Annotated in this window: 21 protein-coding genes; 4 read left to right on the top strand and 17 right to left on the bottom strand. The window is 68.3% G+C overall.

The window, feature by feature from the left end; all coding sequences use genetic code 11:
* Window positions 1-28: 28 nt before the first annotated feature.
* The 12 genes from ODI_RS07260 to ODI_RS07205 all read right to left on the bottom strand — a co-directional run bounded on the left by ODI_RS07260 (window position 29) and on the right by ODI_RS07205 (window position 9,234).
* A complete protein-coding gene (locus ODI_RS07260) occupies window positions 29-1,102 on the bottom strand; it encodes a MucB/RseB C-terminal domain-containing protein (RefSeq protein ID WP_098020989.1) in 1,074 nt (357 codons plus the stop codon).
* 5 nt (window positions 1,103-1,107) lie between these two features.
* Window positions 1,108-1,611, bottom strand: coding sequence for a sigma-E factor negative regulatory protein (locus ODI_RS07255; RefSeq protein ID WP_067755757.1), 504 nt, complete (start codon window positions 1,609-1,611; stop codon window positions 1,108-1,110).
* A gap of 23 nt (window positions 1,612-1,634) precedes the next feature.
* Window positions 1,635-2,234 (bottom strand): RNA polymerase sigma factor RpoE, encoded by a 600-nt coding sequence (gene rpoE, locus ODI_RS07250; protein WP_067755795.1) that lies wholly within the window; start codon window positions 2,232-2,234, stop codon window positions 1,635-1,637.
* Window positions 2,231-2,695: a hypothetical protein gene (locus ODI_RS07245; RefSeq protein ID WP_157929736.1), complete on the bottom strand. Its 465-nt coding sequence runs from the start codon at window positions 2,693-2,695 to the stop codon at window positions 2,231-2,233. The genes rpoE and ODI_RS07245 overlap by 4 nt, the downstream gene beginning before the upstream one ends.
* A 2-nt stretch (window positions 2,696-2,697) precedes the next feature.
* A complete protein-coding gene (gene fabF, locus ODI_RS07240) occupies window positions 2,698-3,927 on the bottom strand; it encodes a beta-ketoacyl-ACP synthase II (RefSeq protein ID WP_067755752.1) in 1,230 nt (409 codons plus the stop codon).
* A gap of 230 nt (window positions 3,928-4,157) precedes the next feature.
* Complete coding sequence (gene acpP / locus ODI_RS07235) at window positions 4,158-4,397, bottom strand: acyl carrier protein (RefSeq protein ID WP_067755749.1); 240 nt, start codon at window positions 4,395-4,397, stop codon at window positions 4,158-4,160.
* Window positions 4,398-4,583: 186 nt separating this feature from the next.
* The gene (gene fabG / locus ODI_RS07230; RefSeq protein ID WP_067755746.1) at window positions 4,584-5,321 is read right to left on the bottom strand and encodes a 3-oxoacyl-ACP reductase FabG; all 738 of its coding nucleotides are present in this window, start codon (window positions 5,319-5,321) and stop codon (window positions 4,584-4,586) included.
* Between the two features lie 70 nt (window positions 5,322-5,391).
* Window positions 5,392-6,327 (bottom strand): ACP S-malonyltransferase, encoded by a 936-nt coding sequence (gene fabD, locus ODI_RS07225; protein ID WP_067755743.1) that lies wholly within the window; start codon window positions 6,325-6,327, stop codon window positions 5,392-5,394.
* Between the two features lie 10 nt (window positions 6,328-6,337).
* On the bottom strand, window positions 6,338-7,330 hold the full coding sequence (locus tag ODI_RS07220) for a beta-ketoacyl-ACP synthase III (RefSeq protein WP_067755740.1): 993 nt from the start codon (window positions 7,328-7,330) through the stop codon (window positions 6,338-6,340).
* The gene (gene plsX / locus ODI_RS07215) at window positions 7,327-8,388 is read right to left on the bottom strand and encodes a phosphate acyltransferase PlsX (protein ID WP_067755737.1); all 1,062 of its coding nucleotides are present in this window, start codon (window positions 8,386-8,388) and stop codon (window positions 7,327-7,329) included. Before plsX ends, ODI_RS07220 begins: the two co-directional genes overlap by 4 nt.
* 40 nt (window positions 8,389-8,428) lie before the next feature.
* Window positions 8,429-8,611, bottom strand: a complete 183-nt coding sequence (gene rpmF, locus ODI_RS07210) for a 50S ribosomal protein L32 (RefSeq protein WP_067755734.1) — start codon at window positions 8,609-8,611, stop codon at window positions 8,429-8,431.
* Window positions 8,612-8,700: 89 nt separating this feature from the next.
* Entirely contained in the window at window positions 8,701-9,234 is a 534-nt protein-coding gene (locus ODI_RS07205; protein WP_067755792.1) for a YceD family protein, read from the bottom strand.
* A 286-nt stretch (window positions 9,235-9,520) separates the two neighbouring features.
* On the opposite strand from ODI_RS07205, the gene ODI_RS07200 reads away from it, so the two are divergent.
* From ODI_RS07200 to ODI_RS07190, 3 genes are read left to right on the top strand one after another with little or no spacing between them, the layout of a single operon-like run.
* Window positions 9,521-10,141 carry a Maf family nucleotide pyrophosphatase gene (locus ODI_RS07200; protein ID WP_067755731.1) on the top strand — a complete coding sequence of 207 codons (621 nt, stop codon included), beginning with the start codon at window positions 9,521-9,523 and terminating at the stop codon, window positions 10,139-10,141.
* A complete protein-coding gene (locus tag ODI_RS07195; RefSeq protein WP_231968212.1) occupies window positions 10,138-10,878 on the top strand; it encodes an SAM-dependent methyltransferase in 741 nt (246 codons plus the stop codon). The genes ODI_RS07200 and ODI_RS07195 overlap by 4 nt, the downstream gene beginning before the upstream one ends.
* Window positions 10,878-11,687 (top strand): N-acetylmuramoyl-L-alanine amidase, encoded by an 810-nt coding sequence (locus ODI_RS07190; protein WP_082985372.1) that lies wholly within the window; start codon window positions 10,878-10,880, stop codon window positions 11,685-11,687. Before ODI_RS07195 ends, ODI_RS07190 begins: the two co-directional genes overlap by 1 nt.
* Before the next feature lie 28 nt (window positions 11,688-11,715).
* On the opposite strand, the gene ODI_RS07185 is transcribed toward ODI_RS07190, so the two are convergent.
* From ODI_RS07185 to ODI_RS07165, 5 genes are all read right to left on the bottom strand, one after another.
* Window positions 11,716-12,939 (bottom strand): benzoate/H(+) symporter BenE family transporter, encoded by a 1,224-nt coding sequence (locus ODI_RS07185; protein ID WP_082985371.1) that lies wholly within the window; start codon window positions 12,937-12,939, stop codon window positions 11,716-11,718.
* A gap of 114 nt (window positions 12,940-13,053) precedes the next feature.
* Window positions 13,054-13,662: a protein-methionine-sulfoxide reductase heme-binding subunit MsrQ gene (locus ODI_RS07180; protein WP_067755729.1), complete on the bottom strand. Its 609-nt coding sequence runs from the start codon at window positions 13,660-13,662 to the stop codon at window positions 13,054-13,056.
* A gap of 51 nt (window positions 13,663-13,713) precedes the next feature.
* Window positions 13,714-14,697 carry a protein-methionine-sulfoxide reductase catalytic subunit MsrP gene (msrP, locus tag ODI_RS07175; protein ID WP_067755726.1) on the bottom strand — a complete coding sequence of 328 codons (984 nt, stop codon included), beginning with the start codon at window positions 14,695-14,697 and terminating at the stop codon, window positions 13,714-13,716.
* Between the two features lie 175 nt (window positions 14,698-14,872).
* Window positions 14,873-15,526, bottom strand: a complete 654-nt coding sequence (locus tag ODI_RS07170) for an HAD-IA family hydrolase (protein ID WP_067755723.1) — start codon at window positions 15,524-15,526, stop codon at window positions 14,873-14,875.
* 47 nt (window positions 15,527-15,573) lie between these two features.
* Complete coding sequence (locus ODI_RS07165) at window positions 15,574-16,542, bottom strand: RluA family pseudouridine synthase (RefSeq protein WP_098020865.1); 969 nt, start codon at window positions 16,540-16,542, stop codon at window positions 15,574-15,576.
* Window positions 16,543-17,039: 497 nt separating this feature from the next.
* Here ODI_RS07165 and ODI_RS07160 point away from each other — a divergent pair, with 497 nt between their 5' ends.
* Entirely contained in the window at window positions 17,040-20,126 is a 3,087-nt protein-coding gene (locus ODI_RS07160; RefSeq protein ID WP_098020864.1) for an Rne/Rng family ribonuclease, read from the top strand.
* The last annotated feature ends 79 nt before the right edge of the window (window positions 20,127-20,205 follow it).

Raw genomic sequence — 20,205 nt, 5'->3', positions numbered from 1 at the left:
GCAAGATACGCAGGCGGACGCCTTTACCTTATTGAGGCGCCGCCAGTGGGACGTACTCCGTCGCCTCGGCCAGCTGCTGGAGCGTGGCAGGCGGGACTTCGCCCAGGAAAACCACCCAGAAATCGGCGATCCGGGTGCCATAGACATTGATGGGGCCGCTACGCACCAGCCCGCGCGGCTGCTCGGATTGGTGGGCGTTGTTGTAAGGCTCGATGAAGACCGAGATGGCCGCCAGGCCGTCGGTCAGCACCAGCTGGCTGACCGCCTCGCGCTTGCCCATGAGGCGCGCCACCTGCATCTTGATGTCGAAGCCGGGCGGGGCGGGGATGCGCCAGCCCTTGGCGGCCAGGTCGACGGTCTTCAGGTCCGGTTCGATCACGGTCCAGTCGCGCGTCGCCCACTCCGTCTTGAGCAGGGCCGGCTGCACGTCGGCGCCCAGGCGCAGCGACGTGAAGGCCACCTGTTCGACAACGCCGCGGTCGGTGCTGAGCGTCTGCGCCTTCAGCAGCAGATGCGTCCTGGTGTCGGCGCAGAGCTTGTAGCCATAACGGCGGTCGTCGCGCGGCTCGATGCGCACGAGCTGACATTCACGGCCCGCCACGCGATGCAGCTTGTCCTCGGCGCGGATGTCGTAGTGCGCCGTCAAGGCGGCGGGGTCGCCCAGCAGAAGGCCCGGGAAGCGATCGCCACGGCGGCGCTCCAGCAACACGGTCTTCTTTTCGGGGATGAGGCACTGCACCTCGTCGTTATGGCGCAGGTATTCGCGCGGCTGGCCGTCCAGCACTTCCAGGCGCTCGCGTTCGCCGGTGCCGTCGATGACGTGCGTGACGCGCGAGGACTGGATGAATTCGCCTTGCTGATAGGTGAAGACGCCGCTGTAGTCGAGCGTGCGCGCGGCATCCTGGATGCGCGCCAACAGCATGACCGATTCGTCTTGCGACGCCGCGCCCGTTGCATCGGCGGCCAGCGCTTCGTGATGCGCGGCGGTCAACGCAGCCAGCAGGGCAATGAGGGCGGCACCCGAGCCGAAGCGGCGGCGCGTGGGGCGCCAGAGGAATGCGCGGGCGGGCCCGGAGGAAGTCTCCCGGGCTCGAACGATCATGCCCATCAACGCATGGCTCCGGGCTCGAACGACACCTGGCGAACGGCGCTGGGGCCGGCGACTTCGCGATGGGCTTCCAGATAGGCGCCCAGGGCCGGCGACGATGCGCCCGCGCCGGGTGTGGCTTCGGCAAGCACCTGCACGGAGCCGGGCTCCTGGTTGAGATAAGGTTGCGCCACCCACACCACCGAAGCCACGGCGGCGGCCACGGCCAGGCCGGACAGGCCCACGCGCAGGTGCCTGCGGCGCGGTGCGGCCACGATGGGCATTTCGTCCTCGATGGCACGCGACAGGCGCGTGCTGAAGGCCTGGCTGGGCTGGATCGCGAGTTCGGGATTGCGCAGCACGTCGCCGATCAGGTGGTAGGTGTCCCAGGTCTGGCGCCCCGCGGGGGTATCCAGGTCGACGGGCCAGTTCTCCACCTGCTCGCCGTCCAGGTAGGCGGAAAGCGTCTCCCCCCAATGGGTATTGGAAGCGGATTCGATGGGTTGTCTGGTTGCGGTCTGCATAACGTTGGACTCCTTACCACTACTCACCAGCGACGGTCTGGATCGCTGTCTAGCAAAGGACGCAGCCGGGCTGCGATCGCTTCTCGGGCGCGGAAAATCCGCGACCTGACGGTTCCGATGGGGCAGTCCATGCTCTGCGCGATATCTTCATAGCTCATGCCTTCGATCTCACGCAGGACGATCGCGGTGCGCAGTTCCTCGGGGAGGTCCTGGATCGCCGCATTGACCGTCTGGGCTATTTCCCGACTGGCCACCACCGATTCCGGGGTGCTGATGTCGCTTAGGCTGTCGGTTTCGTTAAAAGTTTCACCATCTTCCAACTCGATCGCATTGGGCGCGCTGGGACGGCGGCCGGACGAGGCCATCCAGTTGCGGGCCGTGTTGACCGCGATGCGGTAGAGCCAGGTATAGAACGCGCTCTCGCCGCGGAACTGCGGCAGCGCCCGGTAAGCCTTGATGAAGGCTTCCTGGGCCACGTCCTCGATATCGGAGGGGTCGCGGATCATGCGCGACAGCAGGCGCATGATCTTGCGCTGGTACTTCAGGACCAGCAGGTCGAAAGCTTTCTTGTCGCCGCGCTGCACGCGCGCGACGAGTTCGGCATCGGCGTCGCGTTCGCTCACGTCGCCCTCCCCGAGGCAGGGCGCGCCAGGGCGGCCGATGCTGCGGCGCACAAACGACGCCAGGCGCCAGGCGCCATGCCATGGCGCCAGATCACGAGATGCTCTGCCTGTTGCAGGCCTGCCCCGTCGAGCCTGAGCGTGAGCCAGGCTGGTCCGCGCCAGGCGCCAACCAGCCGCGCCGAGCGCCAGCCCTGGCCTGCCCGGCCAAGATGCCAGTCAGGTCCACGGCTGGCCACGGCCAGGCTCGTCACGTCAGTGGATCCGCCTCGACGCAGGGCCGCCACGGCAAACAAGCCGATGGCCAGCATGGCAACGCCCCAGGGCCAGGCGCCGCCTTGCAGCAGCAACCCGGCCGGCAGGGAGGCGCCCGCCAGGCACGTCGCGCCAGCCAGCGCCCGCCAAGGGCGAGGCGTGCCTAACGGCACGTGCAGACGCCACGGCGCGCGGCCCGCAGCGCTCACGCTCAAACCTTGCGAACGGCCATCGAGCCGTTGGTGCCGCCGAACCCGAAGGAGTTCGACAGCGCAACGTCGATCTTCATCTGCCGCGCCTCGTTGGCGCAGTAGTCCAGGTCGCACTCCGGATCCTGGTTGAAGATGTTGATGGTGGGCGGCGAGACCTGGTTGTGCACGGCCAGCGTCGTGAAGACCGCTTCGATGCCGCCCGCGGCGCCCAGCAAGTGGCCCGTCATGGACTTGGTCGAATTCACCACCAGTTTCCTGGCATGGTCGCCGAAGGCCAGCTTGAGCGCCTCGGATTCGTTCTTGTCGCCCAGCGGCGTGGACGTGCCATGCGCGTTGACGTACTGGACGTCTTCGGGATTCAGGCCGCCATTGCGCAGGGCGTTGAGCACGCCGCGACGCGGACCGTCACGGTCGGGCGCGGTGATGTGATGCGCGTCCGAGCTCATGCCGTAGCCGACGAACTCGCCATAGATGCGCGCGCCGCGCTTCTTGGCATGTTCGTATTCTTCCAGCACCAGCACGCCGGCGCCTTCGCCCAGCACGAAGCCGTCGCGGTCACGGTCCCAGGGGCGCGAGGCCGTCTTGGGATCGTCATTGCGGGTCGACAGCGCGCGCATCGCGGCAAAGCCGCCGATGCCCAGGGGCGAGACGGTGGATTCGGCGCCGCCGGCCACCATCACGTCGGCGTCGCCATACTCGATCAGGCGAGCCGCATCGCCCAGGCAGTGCAGGCCCGTCGTGCACGCGGACACCACCGCGTAGCTGGGACCCTTCATGCCGTAGCGGATGGAGAGCTGGCCCGAGATCAGGTTGATCAGCGAGGCAGGCACGAAGAACGGCGAAATGCGGCGGGGGCCCTTCTCGAGATAATCGGTCTGGGTTTCTTCGATGCGCGGCAGGCCGCCAATGCCCGAACCGACGATCACGCCGATACGGTCGGCATTGGCCTCGGTGACTTCCAGGCCGCAGTCCTGCCAGGCCTGCACGCCGGCGGCCACGCCGTAATGAATGAAGGTGTCCATCTGACGCGCTTCCTTCGCCGGCATGACTTGCGTCACGTCGAAGCCCTTGACCTCGCCTGCGATGTGGGTGGTCATGGCGGACGGATCGAAGCGGCTGATGCGGTCGATACCGGAACGTCCGTTGACGATATTGTCCCAGGCAGTGGAAACGTCATTGCCTACGGGGCTGACGATACCCAGGCCGGTGATGACGACGCGTCGCTTCACGGAAGACTCCTAACTCTGAGAAAAAAAGGTCCCATGCCGCAAGCGGACCCGAGGGTTCCGCGCATGACGGCAAAAAAAGGCGGCTCAAAGGAGTCGAGGCTAGCACAGGGAAACGCCCACAAGGCCGGAAGGCTTGCGGGCAACCGTGACCCTGCGCGTCACGCGGCGAACTTCTCGGAACCGCCTCGCAGCCGGGCATGACACGCCCAGCCGGGGATGCATGCGCCAGCTTACTGCTTGGCGTGCGAATTGATGTAGTCGACGGCCTGTTGAACGGTCGTGATCTTTTCGGCCTCTTCGTCGGGGATCTCGGTCTCGAATTCGTCTTCGAGGGCCATGACCAGCTCGACCATGTCGAGCGAATCGGCACCGAGGTCGTCAAGGAAGGAGGACTCGTTCTTGATCTCGGCTTCGTTCACGCCAAGTTGTTCAGCGACGATCTTCTTGACGCGCTGTTCGATGCTTTCCATGCAGATCTCCAAATGGGAAAAATCCCGCGAATTATAGCCAAGCGTAAAGGAATACACGCGTTGACGATGACAAAAACACAGACATCAATGCCGGCAGGTCGAAAGGACGCTGCGTGCGGCATGGAGTCTACCCATGCACGGCGACAAGCCGCCAGTTACTGCATTCATAATCACCGCAATTGCGGCTTACTGCATGTACATGCCGCCATTCACATGCAGCTCGGTTCCGGTAATGTAACCCGCTTGCGGGCCAGCCAGGAACGCCACGGCATGCGCCACGTCGGCGGGCGCGCCCAGGCGGCCCAGCGGAATCTGGCCCAGCAGCGCGGCCGTCTGATCGTCGTCAAGCGCGCGCGTCATGTCGGTTTCGATGAAACCCGGCGCCACGCAGTTGACCGTGATGCCACGGCTGCCCAGTTCGCGCGCCAGCGCACGGGACATGCCTGCCACGCCCGCCTTGGCGGCGGCGTAGTTGGCCTGGCCAGCGTTGCCGCTGGCGCCCACCACCGAGGTAATGTTGATGATACGGCCCCAGCGCGCCTTCATCATGTTGCGCAGCACAGCGCGCGACAGGCGGAACACGGCGGCCAGGTTGGTGTCGATGACAGCGCCCCAATCGTCGTCCTTCATGCGCATCGCAAGCGTATCGCGCGTGATGCCGGCGTTGTTGACCAGGATGTGCGGACCACCGCCTTCCTTGCCCAGCACGTCGATCAGCGCATTGCAGGCCTCGACGTCGGTGACGTCGAGGACCACGCCACGGCCGCCTTGCGGCGCGAGCGCTTCGGTAATGGCCTGTGCGCCGGCCTCGGAGGTGGCCGTGCCCACGACGGTCGCGCCCAGCGCGGCCAGTTCCTGGGCGATGGCCTTGCCGATGCCGCGCGTGGCGCCCGTCACCAGGGCGACTTTACCTTGCAGTTCCATAACTCGATTCACTCTCACTTGCTGCCGGCGATGGCCGGCTCGATTATCAGGACCGGGACTGGAACCGGGATCAGGCTTGCGCCAACGCCGCCAGCGTCGCATCCAGCGAGGCCGGATCGGTGATCGCCAGGCCGGTGAGCTCGGGATCGATGCGCTTGGTGAGGCCTGCCAGCACCTTGCCGGGACCGCATTCCACGACGTGGGTCACGCCCTGGGCCTTCATGGCCCGCAGCGTCTCGACCCAGCGCACGGCGTGCCAGGCCTGGCGCACCAGTGCGTCGCGAATGCCCGCGGGCTCGGACACCACGGCCACGTCGACGTTGTTGATCACGGGGATGGCGGGCGCGGCAACATCCACCTGCGCCAGGGCACCGGCCAGGACATCGGCGGCGGGCTTGAGCAGGCTGGAGTGGAACGGCGCGGACACCGGCAGGACCAGCGCGCGCTTGGCGCCCGCGGCCTTGGCGCCTTCGCAGGCGCGCTCGACCGCGGCCTTGTGGCCGGCGATGACGACCTGTGCGGGCGCATTGAAATTGACGGCTTCGACGATTTCGGCCTGGGCAGCTTCGACGCAAACGCGGCGCACCGTGTCGTCATCCAGGCCCAGGATGGCAGCCATGCCACCCGTGCCCACGGGCACGGCAGCCTGCATGGCATCGGCCCGCACGCGCACCAGGCGCACCGCGTCGGCCAGCGCCAGCGAGCCCGCCGCGGTCAGCGCGGTGTACTCGCCCAAGCTGTGGCCCGCCACGATGGCCGGGGCTGAGCCGCCCGCCGCGATCCAGGCGCGATAGATGGCAGCGCCTGCCGCCAGCATGACGGGCTGGGTGTTGGTCGTGAGATTGAGCTGCTCGGCCGGGCCCTGCGCGATCAGCGCAGCCAGGTCCTGGCCCAGCGCCTGCGATGCCTCGGCCAGCGCGTCGGCGACGGCCGCATTGCCCTGCCAGGCATCGAGCATACCGACCGATTGCGACCCCTGGCCGGGAAAGACGAAAGCGATTTTCATGGATGGCAGCCTATGACATGCGGGCCAGCACCGAGCCCCAGGTGAAACCGCCGCCCACGCCCTGCATCAGCACGACGTGGCCGGACTTGATACGGCCATCGCGGCGCGCGGCGTCCAGCGCCAGCGGCACGCTGGCGGCCGAGGTATTGGCGTGCCTGTCGAGCGTGACCACGACCTTGTCGAGGGAGACGTCGAGCTTGCGCGCCAGCATATTCAGGATGCGCACGTTGGCCTGGTGCGGGACCAGCCAGTCCACGTCGGCCAGCGTCAGGCCGGCGTCGGCGCAGACCTGGCGCGCGGACTTCTCCAGCACATTCACGGCCTGCTTGAAGACCGCCTGGCCGTCCATGCGCAGGAAGGGATCGCCGGTGACTTCGCCATAGGCGACGTTGCCGGCGGCACAGAGGATGTTCATCTGGCTGCCGTCGGCATGCAGCTCGGCGGCAAGGATGCCGGGTGCGTCGGCGGCCTTCAGCACCACCGCGCCCGCGCCGTCGCCAAACAGCACGCAGGTGCCGCGGTCGTTCCAGTCGAGGATACGCGAGAAGACTTCGGCGCCGATCACCAGCGCGCAGCGTGCGCGGCCGGCGCGCACGAAGGCGTCCGCCGTGGACATGGCGTAGACGAAGCCGCTGCAGACGGCCTGCACGTCGAAGGCTGCCGCGCCCTTGTTGCCCAGCTTGGCCTGCACCAGGCAAGCCGTGCTGGGGAACACGAAATCGGGCGTGGACGTGGCGACGATGATGAGGTCGAGCTCATCGGCCTGGACACCCGCATCCGCCAGGGCGCGCCGCGCGGCTTCGGTCGCGAGGTCGCTGGTGGCCACGCCGCGTTCGGCGAGGTGGCGCTGGCGGATACCGGTACGTTCGGTGATCCAGGTGTCGGAAGTTTCGATGCCACGGGTGGCAAGCTCCGCGGCGAGGTCGTCATTGGTGACGATGCGCTCGGGCAGGAAGCTGCCGGTACCGGCGATCGCGGCGGCGCGAAGCGCGGTCTGCGTCATAGGGAGGACTCTCCAATCGGACCGGCCCCGTCAGTGGCGGGGTCGTTGCGAGCGGCCGTCATCTGCGCGATGCTGGCCGTGGTGCGGGCAAGCAGCCCGCTTGCCACGGCTTCATGGGCACGCTGCAGGGCGAAACCGAAAGCATAGGCGTCGGCGGAACCGTGGCTCTTGATGACCACGCCACGCAGGCCCAGCAGGGCCGCGCCGTTGTAACGGCGGTTGTCGACGCGCTGGCGGAATTTATTGAGGACCGGCTTGGCGATGGCGCCCGACAGCAGCGTGTAGGCGTTGCGCTGGAACTCCTCGCGGATCATGCTGCCCAGCATCTTGGCCAGGCCTTCCACGGATTTCAGCACGACGTTGCCCACGAAGCCGTCACAGACGATGACGTCCACGGTGCCCTTGAAGATGTCGTCACCTTCCACGTTGCCGTAGAAGTTCAAGGGACTGGCGCGCAACAGCTCCGCGGCCTGCTTGACCACGTCATTGCCCTTGATGACCTCTTCGCCGATGTTGAGCAGCCCCACCGAGGGGCGCTCGCGCTGCTCGGTGACCTGCGCCAGCGCCGCACCCATGATGCCGAACTGCAGCAGGTGCTCCGCCGTGCAGTCGACGTTCGCCCCCAGGTCCAGCATGGTGGTGGCACCGCCGGTCTGGTTCGGAATGGACGTGGCGATCGCGGGACGATCGATGCCGTCCAGCGTCTTCAGCACATAGCGCGAAATGGCCATCCACGCGCCGGTGTTGCCGGCGGAGATGCAGGCGTCGGCGCGCCCGTCCTTGACGGACTGGGCAGCCAGCCGCATGGAAGACTCTTTCTTGCGGCGCAGGGCGACCTCGACCGAGTCGTCCATCGTGACGACTTCGGCCGCATGCAGCACCTCGATGCGCTCGCGCGGGACGTCACGCTGCGCGTCCAGGCACGCGTTGATCGCGTCGGACAGGCCAACCAGGACCAGATGCGTATCGGGACGGGTCCGCGCGAATTCGAGCGCGGCCGGCACGGTCACCGGCAAGCCGGCGTCACCGCCCATACAGTCGATGGCAATACGTATCACGGATGCCAGGATTCAGCGCGCAGGCAGCAGGCTTGCGGCTTTATTCGTCGTTCTTGGTCTTGAGGACCTTGCGGCCACGGTAGACACCGTTGGGGCTGATGTGGTGGCGCAGGTGCGCTTCACCGGTGGTCGGCTCGACGGCGGTCGGGGGATTCACGAGAAAGTCGTGGGCGCGATGCATGCCGCGCTTGGAGGGACTCTTTTTGTTTTGCTGAACAGCCATGATGACTCCTAGAAACGGGGCGCATTGTACGACAAGCGGCCCGGTGTTTGCTTGCGGTGAGACACCGCGGTTGATCCATTCCTGCCGGACTACTCGTCGGCAGGGTCCTTGCGTTGCAACTGCGCCAACACCCCGAAGGGCGAAGGACGCTTCGGCGCCGGCGCATCTTCTGCATCGTCGCCACCACGGCCATCCGGACATACCGGGTGCCGCGGCACATAGGGAATGCTCAAAATCAATTCGTCCTCGATCTGCGCGAGCAGATCGAAACGGCGCGACCCCAACACCCTTTCGGGCAGGTCCGCGTCGACATCCTCTTCTTCTTGCGGCAGGTCCTGGTCCAGCTCGGCTTCGTTGAGCACGGGCTGCAGCAGGACCTCGGCGTCCACGGGCCAGGCGAATGCACCCAGGCATCGCTGGCAGGTGACCCGGGGCGCAGCCTGGATACGCAGGCGCAGCAACTGCTCGCCACGCGCACCGCGCTCGCCCTGAGCCTCCCACGAGACTTCGCCTTGCTCGCCCGCAGGCTGCTCAGGCAGGTCCTGCATCAGCCGCAGGAACCTTCCCAGTCCCACGCGGCCCTGCGCCAGACGCCCCAGCCGCATGAATTCGAAGACATCCATGCTGCTCGGGTTGATGCCGGGGCCTGTGCCGTCGCGTCGGTTGCCACCATCGCTGCCGCCATCATTCTGGTGTTCGTCCATGACAGGATTGCTCATTCTTGCCTCCTGGCCTTGCCCTGGCGCGCTGCTTGGCCCTGGTCCGGCACATTCCACCCGCCTTTTCAGCCAGGGGAATGCTCAACGGAAAACCTTGGGCGCGGGCGCCGTGGGGACGCTGCAAAACCGTCGCAAAACGGGCGATAATACTGTGTTTCAGCTGACCACGTCAACGGAGCCCCTCTCTGCCATGAGCCTCCCCTCTGCCGGCACACGGACCGCCCCCGCGCTCATCCTTGCCTCCACGTCGATCTACCGCCGGGAATTGCTGTCGCGCCTGCGCCTGCCCTTTGTTGCGGAGCCGCCACACGTGGACGAAACGCCGCGGCCGGGCGAGGCGCCCGCAGCCCTGGCCCTGCGCCTGGCGCTCGCGAAGGCCCGCGCGGTATCGGCGCAACACCCCGGCGCGCTCGTGATCGGTTCGGACCAGGTGGCCACCCTCGGCGGCGAGCCCATCGGCAAGCCTGGCGGCTTCGAACAGGCCCACGCCCAGTTGCGGCAGCTGTCGGGGCAGGAAGTCGCCTTCCACAGCGCCCTGGCCGTCACCGACGGCAGCCGCGACGACGTCCGCGACGTGATCACCCTGTGCCGCTTCCGCACGCTGACGGATGCGGCCATCACGCGCTACCTGCGGACGGAACGCCCCTACGATACCGCCGGCAGCGCCAAGGCGGAAAGCCTGGGCATCGCGCTGATGGCGGAAATGCGCAGCGATGACCCGACGGCCATCATCGGCCTGCCGCTCATCGCGCTCACCGACATGCTGACGGCCTTCGGCCTGGATCCGCTGGACCAGCTGGAGCAGGCATGAGCGCGCCGAACAGCCCGATGAGCAGGCAGAGCGGCACCCTGCACCTGATTCCCGTCGGCCTGGGCGACGCACCGGTCGACAGCTGGCTGCCCGCCGATGCGCGGGCGCTGGCGGCGCGCCTGGACACCTACATCGCCGAGAACGCCAAGACGGCGCGCGCCTTCCTGAAACAGGTGGGCGCCGTGCGCCCCATCCAGGAAATCACCATCCATACGCTGGAGGCGCGCACCGATATCTCGCAACTGCGTGAATGGATCAAGCCGCTGAAGGCCGGCGCCGAGATCGGCCTGGTGTCCGAGGCGGGCTGCCCCGCGGTGGCCGACCCCGGCGCGCGCGTGGTCGAACTGGCGCACGCAGGCGGCCACACGGTCAAGCCCTGGGTGGGGCCCTCCTCCATCCTGCTGGGCCTCATGGCCAGCGGCCTGGACGGCCAGCGCTTCGCTTTCCACGGTTATGCCCCGGTCAATCCCGAGGAACGCGCCCACCAGCTGAAAACCTGGGAACAACAGTCGGCCCGCGCCAATCAGACGCAGATGCTGATCGAAACCCCCTACCGCAACGGCGCCATGTTCGGCACGCTGCTGGCCAGCCTGCGTGGCGACACGCGGCTATGCATCGCGCGTTCGCTGACCACGCCCACCGAGTGGATCCGCACGCAGACCATCGCCCAGTGGAAGCAGGGCCCGGCCCCGGACCTGGACAAGCAGGCCACGCTGTTCCTGTTCCTGGCGGCCTGATGCAAGCGGCGGCCCGCCCCCTGCGCGCGCTTGCCTGCCTGGCGGCGCTGGCCGTCCTGGCGGGCTGCGCAAGCGGCCCGCGCTATCCCATTGACACCAGCCACACGGCGGTCTCGCAGAACAGCCGCGTGCGCTTCGTGGTGCTGCACTACACCACGGCCAGCACCGAGCGCTCGCTCTCCATCCTGACTCGGGGCCGCGTCAGCAGCCACTATCTCGTCACCGACGATGCGCCCGCCCGCATCCTGCAACTGGTCGACGAGAACCGCAGCGCCTGGCACGCCGGCGACAGCGCCTGGCACGGACGCACCTGGCTCAACAACAGCAGCATCGGCATCGAGATCGTGAATCCGGGCTGGGAACGCGACGCGGCGGGCGTCCTGCACTGGCGCACGCCCTACTCGCCCTCGCAGATCGAGGCGCTGACCGAACTGCTGCGCGGCATCGTCCGGCGCCACGGCATCGCGCCCGGGAACATCGTGGCCCACAGCGATATCGCGCCGGGGCGCAAGCTGGACCCGGGCCCGCTCTTCCCCTGGCGGGCGCTGGCCCAGGCCGGCCTGGGGCGCTGGTATGACGAAGCGGCCGCCGCCGAACGCCAGGCGCGCTACCAGCGTGAGGGCGTGCCGGATGTCGCCTGGTTCCAGGCGCAACTGGCGCGCGTCGGGTATGCGCCATCACGTCACGGGCAGGCCGACGAGGACACGCTGCGCGCGCTGAAGGCCTTCCAGCTGCATTACCGCCCGTCGGATTTCGACGGCGCCTTCGACGCCGAAAGCGCCGCCATCCTGGAAAGCCTGCCGGATTGAGGCCGCCAGGCCCTGCGCAGGCCTGGACTCAGGCGCGGCGCGCGCGCAGCACGAGCAGCGTCAGCACGCCGCCCACCAGTCCCCAGAACGCCGAACCGATGCCGCCCAGCGTCACGCCCGAGGCGGTGATGAGGAAGGTGATCATGGCCGGCTCGCGCTGCGTCTCGTCGCGCATGGCGGTGGCCAGGCCGCTGCCGATGGTGTTGATGAGCGCGATGCCTGCAATGGCGATCACCAGCTCGCGCGGAAACGCCGCCAGCAGCGACACCAGCGTCGCGCCGAACACCCCGGCCAGCAGATAGACGCCGCCCGCGCAGATGGCCGCGGTATAGCGCTTGTTGCGGTCCTCGTGCGCATCGGGGCCCATGCAGATGGCAGCCGTGATCGCGGCCAGGTTCACGCTGAAGCCGCCGAAAGGCGCCAGCACCGTCGTGGCGGCGCCGCAACAGGAAATCAGCGGCGAGATGGGGGCGTTGTAGCCTGCGGCGCGCAGGGTCGCCACGCCCGGCACGTTCTGCGAGGCCATCGTGACGATGAAAAGCGGCAGGGCCACGCCCACCATGACGTCCCAGGAGAACTCGGGCATCGTGAACACCGGCACCGCCACGGCGATGCGCACGTCGCCCCAATGCAGCAGGCCCTGCGCGCCGGCCACGCCCAGGCCGACGAGCAGCGCGCCCAGGACGGCATAGCGCGGCCAGGCGCGGCGGCCGACGAGGTAGGCCACGCACATGCCCAGGACCAGCGCCTGGCGCGTCTGCATGGCGACGAAGACATCCAGGCCGAAGCGCAGCAGCACACCCGCCAGCATGGCCGAGGCCATGGGCAGGGGAATGCGCGAGATCGCGCGCTCGAACCCCTTGGTGATGCCGCACAGGAAGACCAGCGCCCCCACCGCCAGGAAGGCGCCGGTGGCCTGCGGCAAGGTTGCGCCCATGGCGCCCGCCGCGATCAGGGCCGCGCCCGGCGTGGACCATGCCGTGACGATGGGCTGTCGGTAACGCAAGGACAGCCCGATGGAGGTGAGCCCGCAGCCGATGCCCAGCGCCCAGATCCACGAGGCGGTTTCCGCCGGCCCGGCGCCGCTGGCCTGCGCGGCCTGGAAGACGATGACGATGGAGCTGGTGAACCCCACCAGCACGCAGATGAAGCCAGCCACCATCGAGGACAGGGAAAAATCCGCCAATCGCAGGGGCGGCAGCGCGGCATCCTGGTCCCGCGGGGCGGGGCCGGACCCAGACGGGGTGGCCATGACCGAACTCTCGATAACGATCCCCGCCGCGCGAGGACGCCACGCGGCCGCCGGGAAGGGGGCAAGCTTAACGCAAAGGACCGTCCCCGGCCCATGCAATGGGCCGCCCGGCGATCAGGCGGCAGCCAGCCGCCGCGCGCGCCACCACGCCACCAGCCGCCATCCCAGCAGCGCCGCCAGCAGGCCGCCATAGATCACCACCTCGGCGTAATCGTTCTTGCCCGCCTTGTGCAGCCAGTAATGGACGATGGCCAGCACGCCGATGGGATAGATGGCGCGATGCAGGCGCTGCCAGTTGCCGCCCAGGCGCCGCATCCAGCCACGCGTGGACGTCAGCGCCAGCAGGCTCATCAGGAAAAAGGCCGCCAGCCCCACCGCCACGAAGGGGCGCTGCAGGGTGTCAGCCACCATGCCTGCCAGGTCGAAGCCCTGGTCCCACCAGGCCCAGGTCAGCAGATGCAGGGTGGCATAGAAGAAGGTGTACAGCCCGCACATCCGCCGCCACCGCAACAGCGCGGGCATGCCCAGCAGGCGGCGCAAGGGCGTGATCGCCAGCGTCACCATCAGGCACACCAGCGTCCAGGTGCCCGCGGAACGGGTCAGGAACTCGATGGGATTCGCCGTCAACTGGTCGGTGACACCCAGCCAGACCCAGCGCGCCAGCGGGAACAGCCCCAGCACGAACAGCAGGGGCTTGCAGCGGTCTACCTGGCGGGCATCCATGCGGGCGGGCCTCTCATTGCCGCGCGCGGCCAGGCACAGGAGGGCGGGCGGTCAATAGTTGGCCCTCAGGTCCATGCCCTGGTACAGGCTGGCAACCTGCTCGGCGTAACCATTGAACGGCAAGGTCTTGCGCTTGGGCGCGAAGAACCCGCCCTCGCCGATGCGGCGCTCGGTGGCCTGGCTCCAGCGCGGATGCGGCACATCGGGATTCACGTTCGCATAGAAGCCGTACTCGTGGGGCGCGGCGCGCATCCAGCTGCTGGCGGGCTGCTTCTCGACCAGCCGGATCGCCACCAGGGACTTGCCCGACTTGAAGCCATATTTCCACGGCACGGCCAGCCGCAAGGGCGCGCCATTCTGGTTGGGCAGCGTCTTGCCATAGACACCGAAGACCAGCATGGTCAGCGGGTGCATGGCCTCGTCGATGCGCAGGACTTCCACATAGGGCCAATCCAGCACGCCCGAGGACAGGCCCCGCATGTTGCCGGGCTGCCTGGCGGTGACGAACTCGACGTACTTGGCCCGCGAGGTGGGATCGACCTGCTTCAGCAGCGCCGACAGCGAATACCCCACCCAGGGAATGACCATGGACCAGCCCTCGACACAGCGCAGGCGGTACACGCGCTCCTCCATGGGGGCGAGCTTCAGCAGGTCTTCGATGGCGAAGGTGCGCGGCTTGCCCGCTTCGCCCTCGACGCTGAGCTGCCAGGGATGCGTCTGCAGCGCACCCGCGTAGCGGGCGGGATCGCCCTTGCCGGTGCCGAACTCGTAGTAATTGTTGTAGGTGGTGACGTCGGACTCGGGCGTGGTGGCATCCATCAGCGCGAACTGGGGATTGGCCTTGCCCGGCAACGCCAGGCCTGCCGCGGACTGGGCGAATGCCTGCCGGTGGCTCCAGCCCGCGAGACCCAGGCCCGCCGCGACCAGGCCCGCCTGGGCGACGAAGCGGCGCCGCTCGCGCCAGACGGCCTCGTCGGTGATCTCGGAGGCGGGGACGCTGGGGGTCTTGAAAACAGCAGACTTGGATCTGGGCATGGCAGGCTCCCGTAATGTCCGGCGGCAGATGCCTGGCCGGACCGGCGGCACGACGACAGGTCAGGATACCGCCACACGCATGACCCGGGGCTGAATCAGACCTTCCTGCGCCCGGGCGCCGCGCGCCGTCCGCTTGGACAGGCCCGCCGCCCCGGGGTTCCTTGCCCTGGGGCGACTAGCGCACGCGCGCCAGCAGCCAGTCGCGCAAGGCCGGCACGTCGCCGACCACGCCCTGCGGGCCGCAACGCACCAGATCATCCAGCGTGTGCGCGCCATAGGTCACGCCCAGGCCATGCACGCCGGCATTGACGGCCATCTGCAGGTCATGCGAAGTGTCGCCCACCATCAGCACCTGATCAGGCGCCACGTCCAGCTCGTCCATGATCTCGTGCAGCATGGCCGGGTGCGGCTTGCTGAAGCTTTCATCGGCGCAGCGGGTGGTTTCGAAGCGCGGCCCCAGGCCCGTGGTGGCCAGCACCCGGTCCAGTCCCACCCGGCTCTTGCCGGTGGCAACCGCCAGCCGCACCTCGCGCCCGGCCAGGTCGTCCAGCAGCCCGGGGATGCCTTCGAACAGGCGCAGCTCGGGATCGCGCGTCAGGTAGTGGATGCGATAGCGCTCGAGGAAACGCGGCATGAGTGCCGCGGTGAGATCCGGCACCGCGCGGCGCAAGGCCGTTTCCAGGGACAGGCCGATCACCCAGCTGGCCGAGGACACCGAGGGCACGGGCAGGTCGAGATCCCGGCAGGCGCCCTGGATGGCGGCGACGATGCTGTGGGTGGAGTCCATCAGCGTGCCGTCCCAGTCGAAAACGATCAGGCTGTATTGCATCAGGCCTCCTGGGCCGAAAAACGGATGGAAGGATGGAACACGGACATCTATTCGGTCTCCAGTCGCTTGAGAACCGCCTGGCAGGCTGGCGGCAACGGCGCCTCGAGCTGCAGCGTCTCGCCGCTGACGGGGTGCGGCAGCGCCAGCGAGCGGGCATGCAGGAACATGCGCGCGAAGCCCGCGCGGGCGAATGCCTCGCGGGTCTCGTCGCGCCCGTATTTGTCGTCGCCCACGATGGGAAAGCCGCTGGCGGCCAGGTGGACACGGATCTGGTGGGTGCGGCCGGTGCGCAGTTCGGCGTCGACCAGGCTGTAGCGCCCGCCATAGCGCTGCACGCGCGAGACGATGGTGTGGGCCTGCTGGCCGGTGGCATCCACCTTCACGCGGCGCTCGCCGCTTTTGGTGGTCCATTTCAGCAGCGGCAGCTTCACGTGCTGGCGGTCGTTGACCCAGTCGCCCTCCACCAGCGCGTAATAGTGCTTGCGGCTGCCGCCCTCGCGCAGCATCTCGTGCAGCGCCAGCAGCGCCTTGCGGGTCTTGGCGATCATGAGCAGGCCCGAGGTTTCGCGGTCCAGCCGGTGCACCAGCTCCAGGAACCGGGCGTCGGGCCGCGCCGCGCGCAACTGCTCGATGACGCCGAAGGACACGCCGCTGCCGCCGTGCACCGCCACGCCCGCGGGCTTGTCCACCACGAGCAGGGCGTCGTCTTCATGGATGATGGGGAATTCCGTGCCCGGCACCGGCCGGGGCGCGCCCGGCTCGGGCAGGCGCAGCGGCGGAATGCGGACCGTGTCCCCCGCGGACAGGCGGGTATCGGCCGAGGCGCGGCCCTTGTTGACCCGCACTTCCCCGCCACGGATGGCCTTGTAGAGGTGGCTCTTGGGCACGCCCTTGCACAGGCGCAGCAGGAAATTGTCCAGGCGCTGGCCGTCGTACTCCGCCTCCACTTCGACCATGCGGACAGCATAAATGGGGGCGGAAGGTGGGTTTTCTTTGCGCATTGCGGAAAGCGGCATATAATCCGTCCAGCCTGAAGGGGCTGGATTTAGCCGCCCGGCGTAGAGATGCATGAATTAGCGTCTCCGACCGGAGCGCGGGCCATATTGTAGCGCCAGCCAATCCAGTCCCGGGGGTACTTGGTCGTCGGTCTCAACCGCGGCTGCCAGTGGCGATGACGCAACATGCCCGCCACTATTAGCAGCCCCCGTTGCGTAGCCGATCGCGGCTCTGGAATCAAAGCAAGAAAACCGTCGTCTACGAATGCAGCAGGTGCGTGCGCTTTTCATCCCGCACCTGTGTTCACCCAGCAAGCAACTTGTCGCCACTCACACTGTGCCACCGACCCCCCTGCTGACAGAACCTCGCGCCAATCGGCGCATCGTGCCCGCCTGACCTCGTGCAGGCTGCGGGCAACCGCATCCTGTCCTTCTTGCATTGTTCCCGCCCCGCAGACCGGGTGACCCCGAGGCGGCACGTCGATTTCGACGTGCCATGACCACGGAGATCGTCACTCATGAAGCGCATGCTGTTCAATGCAACGCACCAGGAAGAACTGCGCGTTGCCATCGTCGATGGGCAGAAACTCATCGACCTCGACATCGAGACCGCCGGCCGCGAACAGCGCAAAGGCAACATCTACAAAGGCGTCATCACCCGTATCGAACCCGGCCTCGAAGCCTGCTTCGTCAACTACGGGGAAGACCGCCACGGCTTCCTGCCCTTCAAGGAAGTCGCCCGCAGCTACTTCAAGGAAGGCATCGATGTGCGCAGCGCGCGCATCCAGGACGCCCTGCGCGAAGGCCAGGAACTCATCGTCCAGGTCGAAAAGGAAGAGCGCGGCAACAAGGGCGCCGCCCTGACCACCTTCATCTCGCTGGCAGGCCGCTACCTGGTCCTGATGCCCAACAATCCGCGTGGCGGCGGCGTGTCGCGCCGCGTCGAGGGCGAGGACCGCCAGGAACTGCGCGAGACGATGGACCAGCTCGAAGTGCCCGCGGGCATGAGCATCATCGCCCGCACCGCCGGCATCGGCCGCAACGTCGAGGAACTGCAGTGGGACCTGTCCTACCTGATGCAGCTCTGGACCGCGATCGACGGCGCCGCCCGCGACAACGCCGCGCCCATCCTGATCTACCTGGAGTCGAGCCTGGTCATCCGGGCCATCCGTGACTACTTCTCGCCGGAAATCGGTGAAATCCTGATCGACACGGACGATATCGCCGACCAGGCGATCGCGTTCATGAGCGTGGTGATGCCGGACAACGTCCAGCGCGTCAAACGCTACCGCGACGACATCCCCCTCTTCTCGCGCTTCCAGATCGAACACCAGATCGAGACGGCCTATGCCCGCACGGTGGACCTGCCCTCGGGCGGCGCCGTGGTCATCGACCACACCGAAGCCCTGGTGGCCGTCGACGTGAACTCCGCACGCTCGACGCGCGGCGCCGACATCGAGGAAACCGCCCTGCGCACCAACCTGGAAGCCGCCGACGAAGTGGCTCGCCAGTTGCGCCTGCGCGACCTGGGCGGTCTCATCGTGATCGACTTCATCGACATGGAGGACAGCAAGAACCAGCGCGCGGTGGAAAACCGCCTGCGCGACGCGCTGCACTTCGACCGCGCCCGCGTGCAGATGGGCAAGATCTCCCGTTTCGGCCTGATGGAACTGTCGCGCCAGCGCCTGCGTCCGGCGCTGAACGAGGGCTCGCACATCACCTGCCCGCGCTGCAACGGCACCGGCGTGATCCGCGACGCGGAATCCAGCGCCCTGCACGTCCTGCGCCTGATCCAGGAAGAGTCCATGAAGGAAAACACCGCGGCGGTCCACGCCCAGGTGCCGGTCGAAGTGGCCACCTTCCTGCTGAACGAAAAGCGCGCCGACATCGCCAAGATGGAAGCCCGCCTGAAGGTCAACGTCGTGCTGATCCCCAACAAGCACCTCGAGACCCCGCACCACCACATCGAGCGCCTGCGCCACGACGATCCGCGCCTGGAAGAAACCAAGGCAAGCTTCGAGCTGGCCGAGTCGCCCGCCACCAACGTGGCCTGGCAGCCGCGCGAACACGAGGTCAAGGCCAAGCCGGAAGCGCTGGTCAAGGGCATCACCCCCGCCCAGCCCGCCCCCATCGTGACGCCCGCCCCTGCCGCGGCGGCGCCTGCCCCCGTGGCAGCCGCGCCCGCCGCCGGCGGCCTGTTCAAGCGCATCCTGAGCTGGTTCTCCTCGCCCGCCCCCGAGCAGACCGCAGCCACCCCCGCCGCTGCACCCGCCCCCGCCGCCCGCGAGAAGTCGCGCCGTGACGGCCAGGGTGGCCGTGGCGATGGCCAGCGTGGCGATCGCTCGCGCAACCGCCGTGGCGAACGTGGCGGTGACCGTGGCGAACGCCGCGCCGACGCCCCCGAAGCCGGCACGCCGGCCAACGAGGAAAACCGCCGTGGCGGCCGCGGCCGTTCTGGCGGCCAACGCGGTGACGCAGCCGAACGCGATGCCGCGCCCAGCCGCCTGCCCGCCGCCCCGGTCGAGCCGCAAGCCGCCGTCATGACCGAAGCCGGTGAAACCGCTGGCCGTTCGGGCCGCGGGCGCCGTGGCCGTGGCCGTGGCCGCCGTGACGAAGCCGGCACGCAGCAGGACGTCGCGCTGAACAACCAGGAAGACATGGTCGCCGCCCTGGCCCTGAGCATCGAGGACGCCGTTTCGCCGGCGCCCGCCCAGGCCCAGGCGCCCGCGCCCCAGGCTGTCGCCCAGGCCGATGCCGCCGATGCCGAAGGCACCGATGGCGTCCTGGCAGGCGAAGGCGCCGATGGCGAACAGGCCGATCCGGAACGCAAGCGCCGCCGCCGCCGCAGCCGTCGTGGCCGTCGTGGTTCGGATGAAACCGGCGCCACGCAACTGGAAGACGGCGCATCCGCCGCGGACGACGACACCGGCGCCCTGGCCGACCTGTCCGCCGATGCCCCCGACGCCCAGCACGTGCCGCAACAGCCCGCGCAGACCATCCCCACCTACGTGCCCGCCGTGTCGGCCGAGCCGGTCGCCGCTGCAACGGCGCCCGCTGCCGTCGCACCTGCCGAAGTCGCGCCCGCCGCCCCCGTCGAGACGGCTCCCGCCGTCAGCAACGAGGAAGCCCCGGCATCGCTGACGGCAGCGGACGAAGCCCCGCAGGCCGGCGTGCTCGGGACCTCCGCGCCGGTCGGACCGGCGCCGGTCGTGGCCGAGACGCAGGATCCGCTGGCTGACAGCACCCGTTCGCCCGCCCCTGCCCTGGTCGACGACGCACCGGCAACGACGGCCCAGGCCGTCGAACCCGTCGCGCCGGTCGAGCCCGTGCCCGCCCCCGCCGCACAGCCCGTGGCCGAACCCGTCGTCCAGGCCCAGCCTGTCGAGCCCAAGCCGGCTGCGCCCGCGCCTGCCCCCACAGCCGCGCCTGCCGCGTCGACGGCCGACCTGAACGCGGTGGTCGCTGCCGCCGGCATGCAGTGGGTGGAAACCCGCTCGGGCGCAGCACAGCCCCAGGCCGACGTGCCAGCCCCCAAGCTGGGCCGCGCCCGCAAGCCCGTGCAAGCCGTGGCCAGCACCCCGCTGGTGCAGGTCGAGACGGAATAAGCAAGACAGCCGTCCTGCGGCGTCCGTGGAAACTCCCGGACGCCGCAACACAAAACCGCCAGTGCTCGGACGAGCCTGG

Origin of the sequence: Orrella dioscoreae, assembly GCF_900089455.2 — a bacterium.
GTDB lineage: Bacteria > Pseudomonadota > Gammaproteobacteria > Burkholderiales > Burkholderiaceae_B > Orrella > Orrella dioscoreae.
The sequence above is the reverse complement of the archived record's forward strand: the minus strand, read 5'-3'. Positions and strand labels throughout refer to the sequence as shown.

Coding starts and splice junctions, on each gene's coding strand:
- ODI_RS07260 (WP_098020989.1), bottom strand. CDS start 1,102: ATGATCGTTCGAGCCCGGGAGACTTCCTCCGGGCCCGCCCGCGCATTC.
- ODI_RS07255 (WP_067755757.1), bottom strand. CDS start 1,611: ATGCAGACCGCAACCAGACAACCCATCGAATCCGCTTCCAATACCCAT.
- acpP (WP_067755749.1), bottom strand. CDS start 4,397: ATGGAAAGCATCGAACAGCGCGTCAAGAAGATCGTCGCTGAACAACTT.
- fabG (WP_067755746.1), bottom strand. CDS start 5,321: ATGGAACTGCAAGGTAAAGTCGCCCTGGTGACGGGCGCCACGCGCGGC.
- fabD (WP_067755743.1), bottom strand. CDS start 6,327: ATGAAAATCGCTTTCGTCTTTCCCGGCCAGGGGTCGCAATCGGTCGGT.
- ODI_RS07220 (WP_067755740.1), bottom strand. CDS start 7,330: ATGACGCAGACCGCGCTTCGCGCCGCCGCGATCGCCGGTACCGGCAGC.
- rpmF (WP_067755734.1), bottom strand. CDS start 8,611: ATGGCTGTTCAGCAAAACAAAAAGAGTCCCTCCAAGCGCGGCATGCAT.
- ODI_RS07205 (WP_067755792.1), bottom strand. CDS start 9,234: ATGGATGTCTTCGAATTCATGCGGCTGGGGCGTCTGGCGCAGGGCCGC.
- ODI_RS07200 (WP_067755731.1), top strand. CDS start 9,521: ATGAGCCTCCCCTCTGCCGGCACACGGACCGCCCCCGCGCTCATCCTT.
- ODI_RS07195 (WP_231968212.1), top strand. CDS start 10,138: ATGAGCGCGCCGAACAGCCCGATGAGCAGGCAGAGCGGCACCCTGCAC.
- ODI_RS07190 (WP_082985372.1), top strand. CDS start 10,878: ATGCAAGCGGCGGCCCGCCCCCTGCGCGCGCTTGCCTGCCTGGCGGCG.
- ODI_RS07185 (WP_082985371.1), bottom strand. CDS start 12,939: ATGGCCACCCCGTCTGGGTCCGGCCCCGCCCCGCGGGACCAGGATGCC.
- ODI_RS07180 (WP_067755729.1), bottom strand. CDS start 13,662: ATGGATGCCCGCCAGGTAGACCGCTGCAAGCCCCTGCTGTTCGTGCTG.
- msrP (WP_067755726.1), bottom strand. CDS start 14,697: ATGCCCAGATCCAAGTCTGCTGTTTTCAAGACCCCCAGCGTCCCCGCC.
- ODI_RS07170 (WP_067755723.1), bottom strand. CDS start 15,526: ATGCAATACAGCCTGATCGTTTTCGACTGGGACGGCACGCTGATGGAC.
- ODI_RS07165 (WP_098020865.1), bottom strand. CDS start 16,542: ATGCCGCTTTCCGCAATGCGCAAAGAAAACCCACCTTCCGCCCCCATT.
- ODI_RS07160 (WP_098020864.1), top strand. CDS start 17,040: ATGAAGCGCATGCTGTTCAATGCAACGCACCAGGAAGAACTGCGCGTT.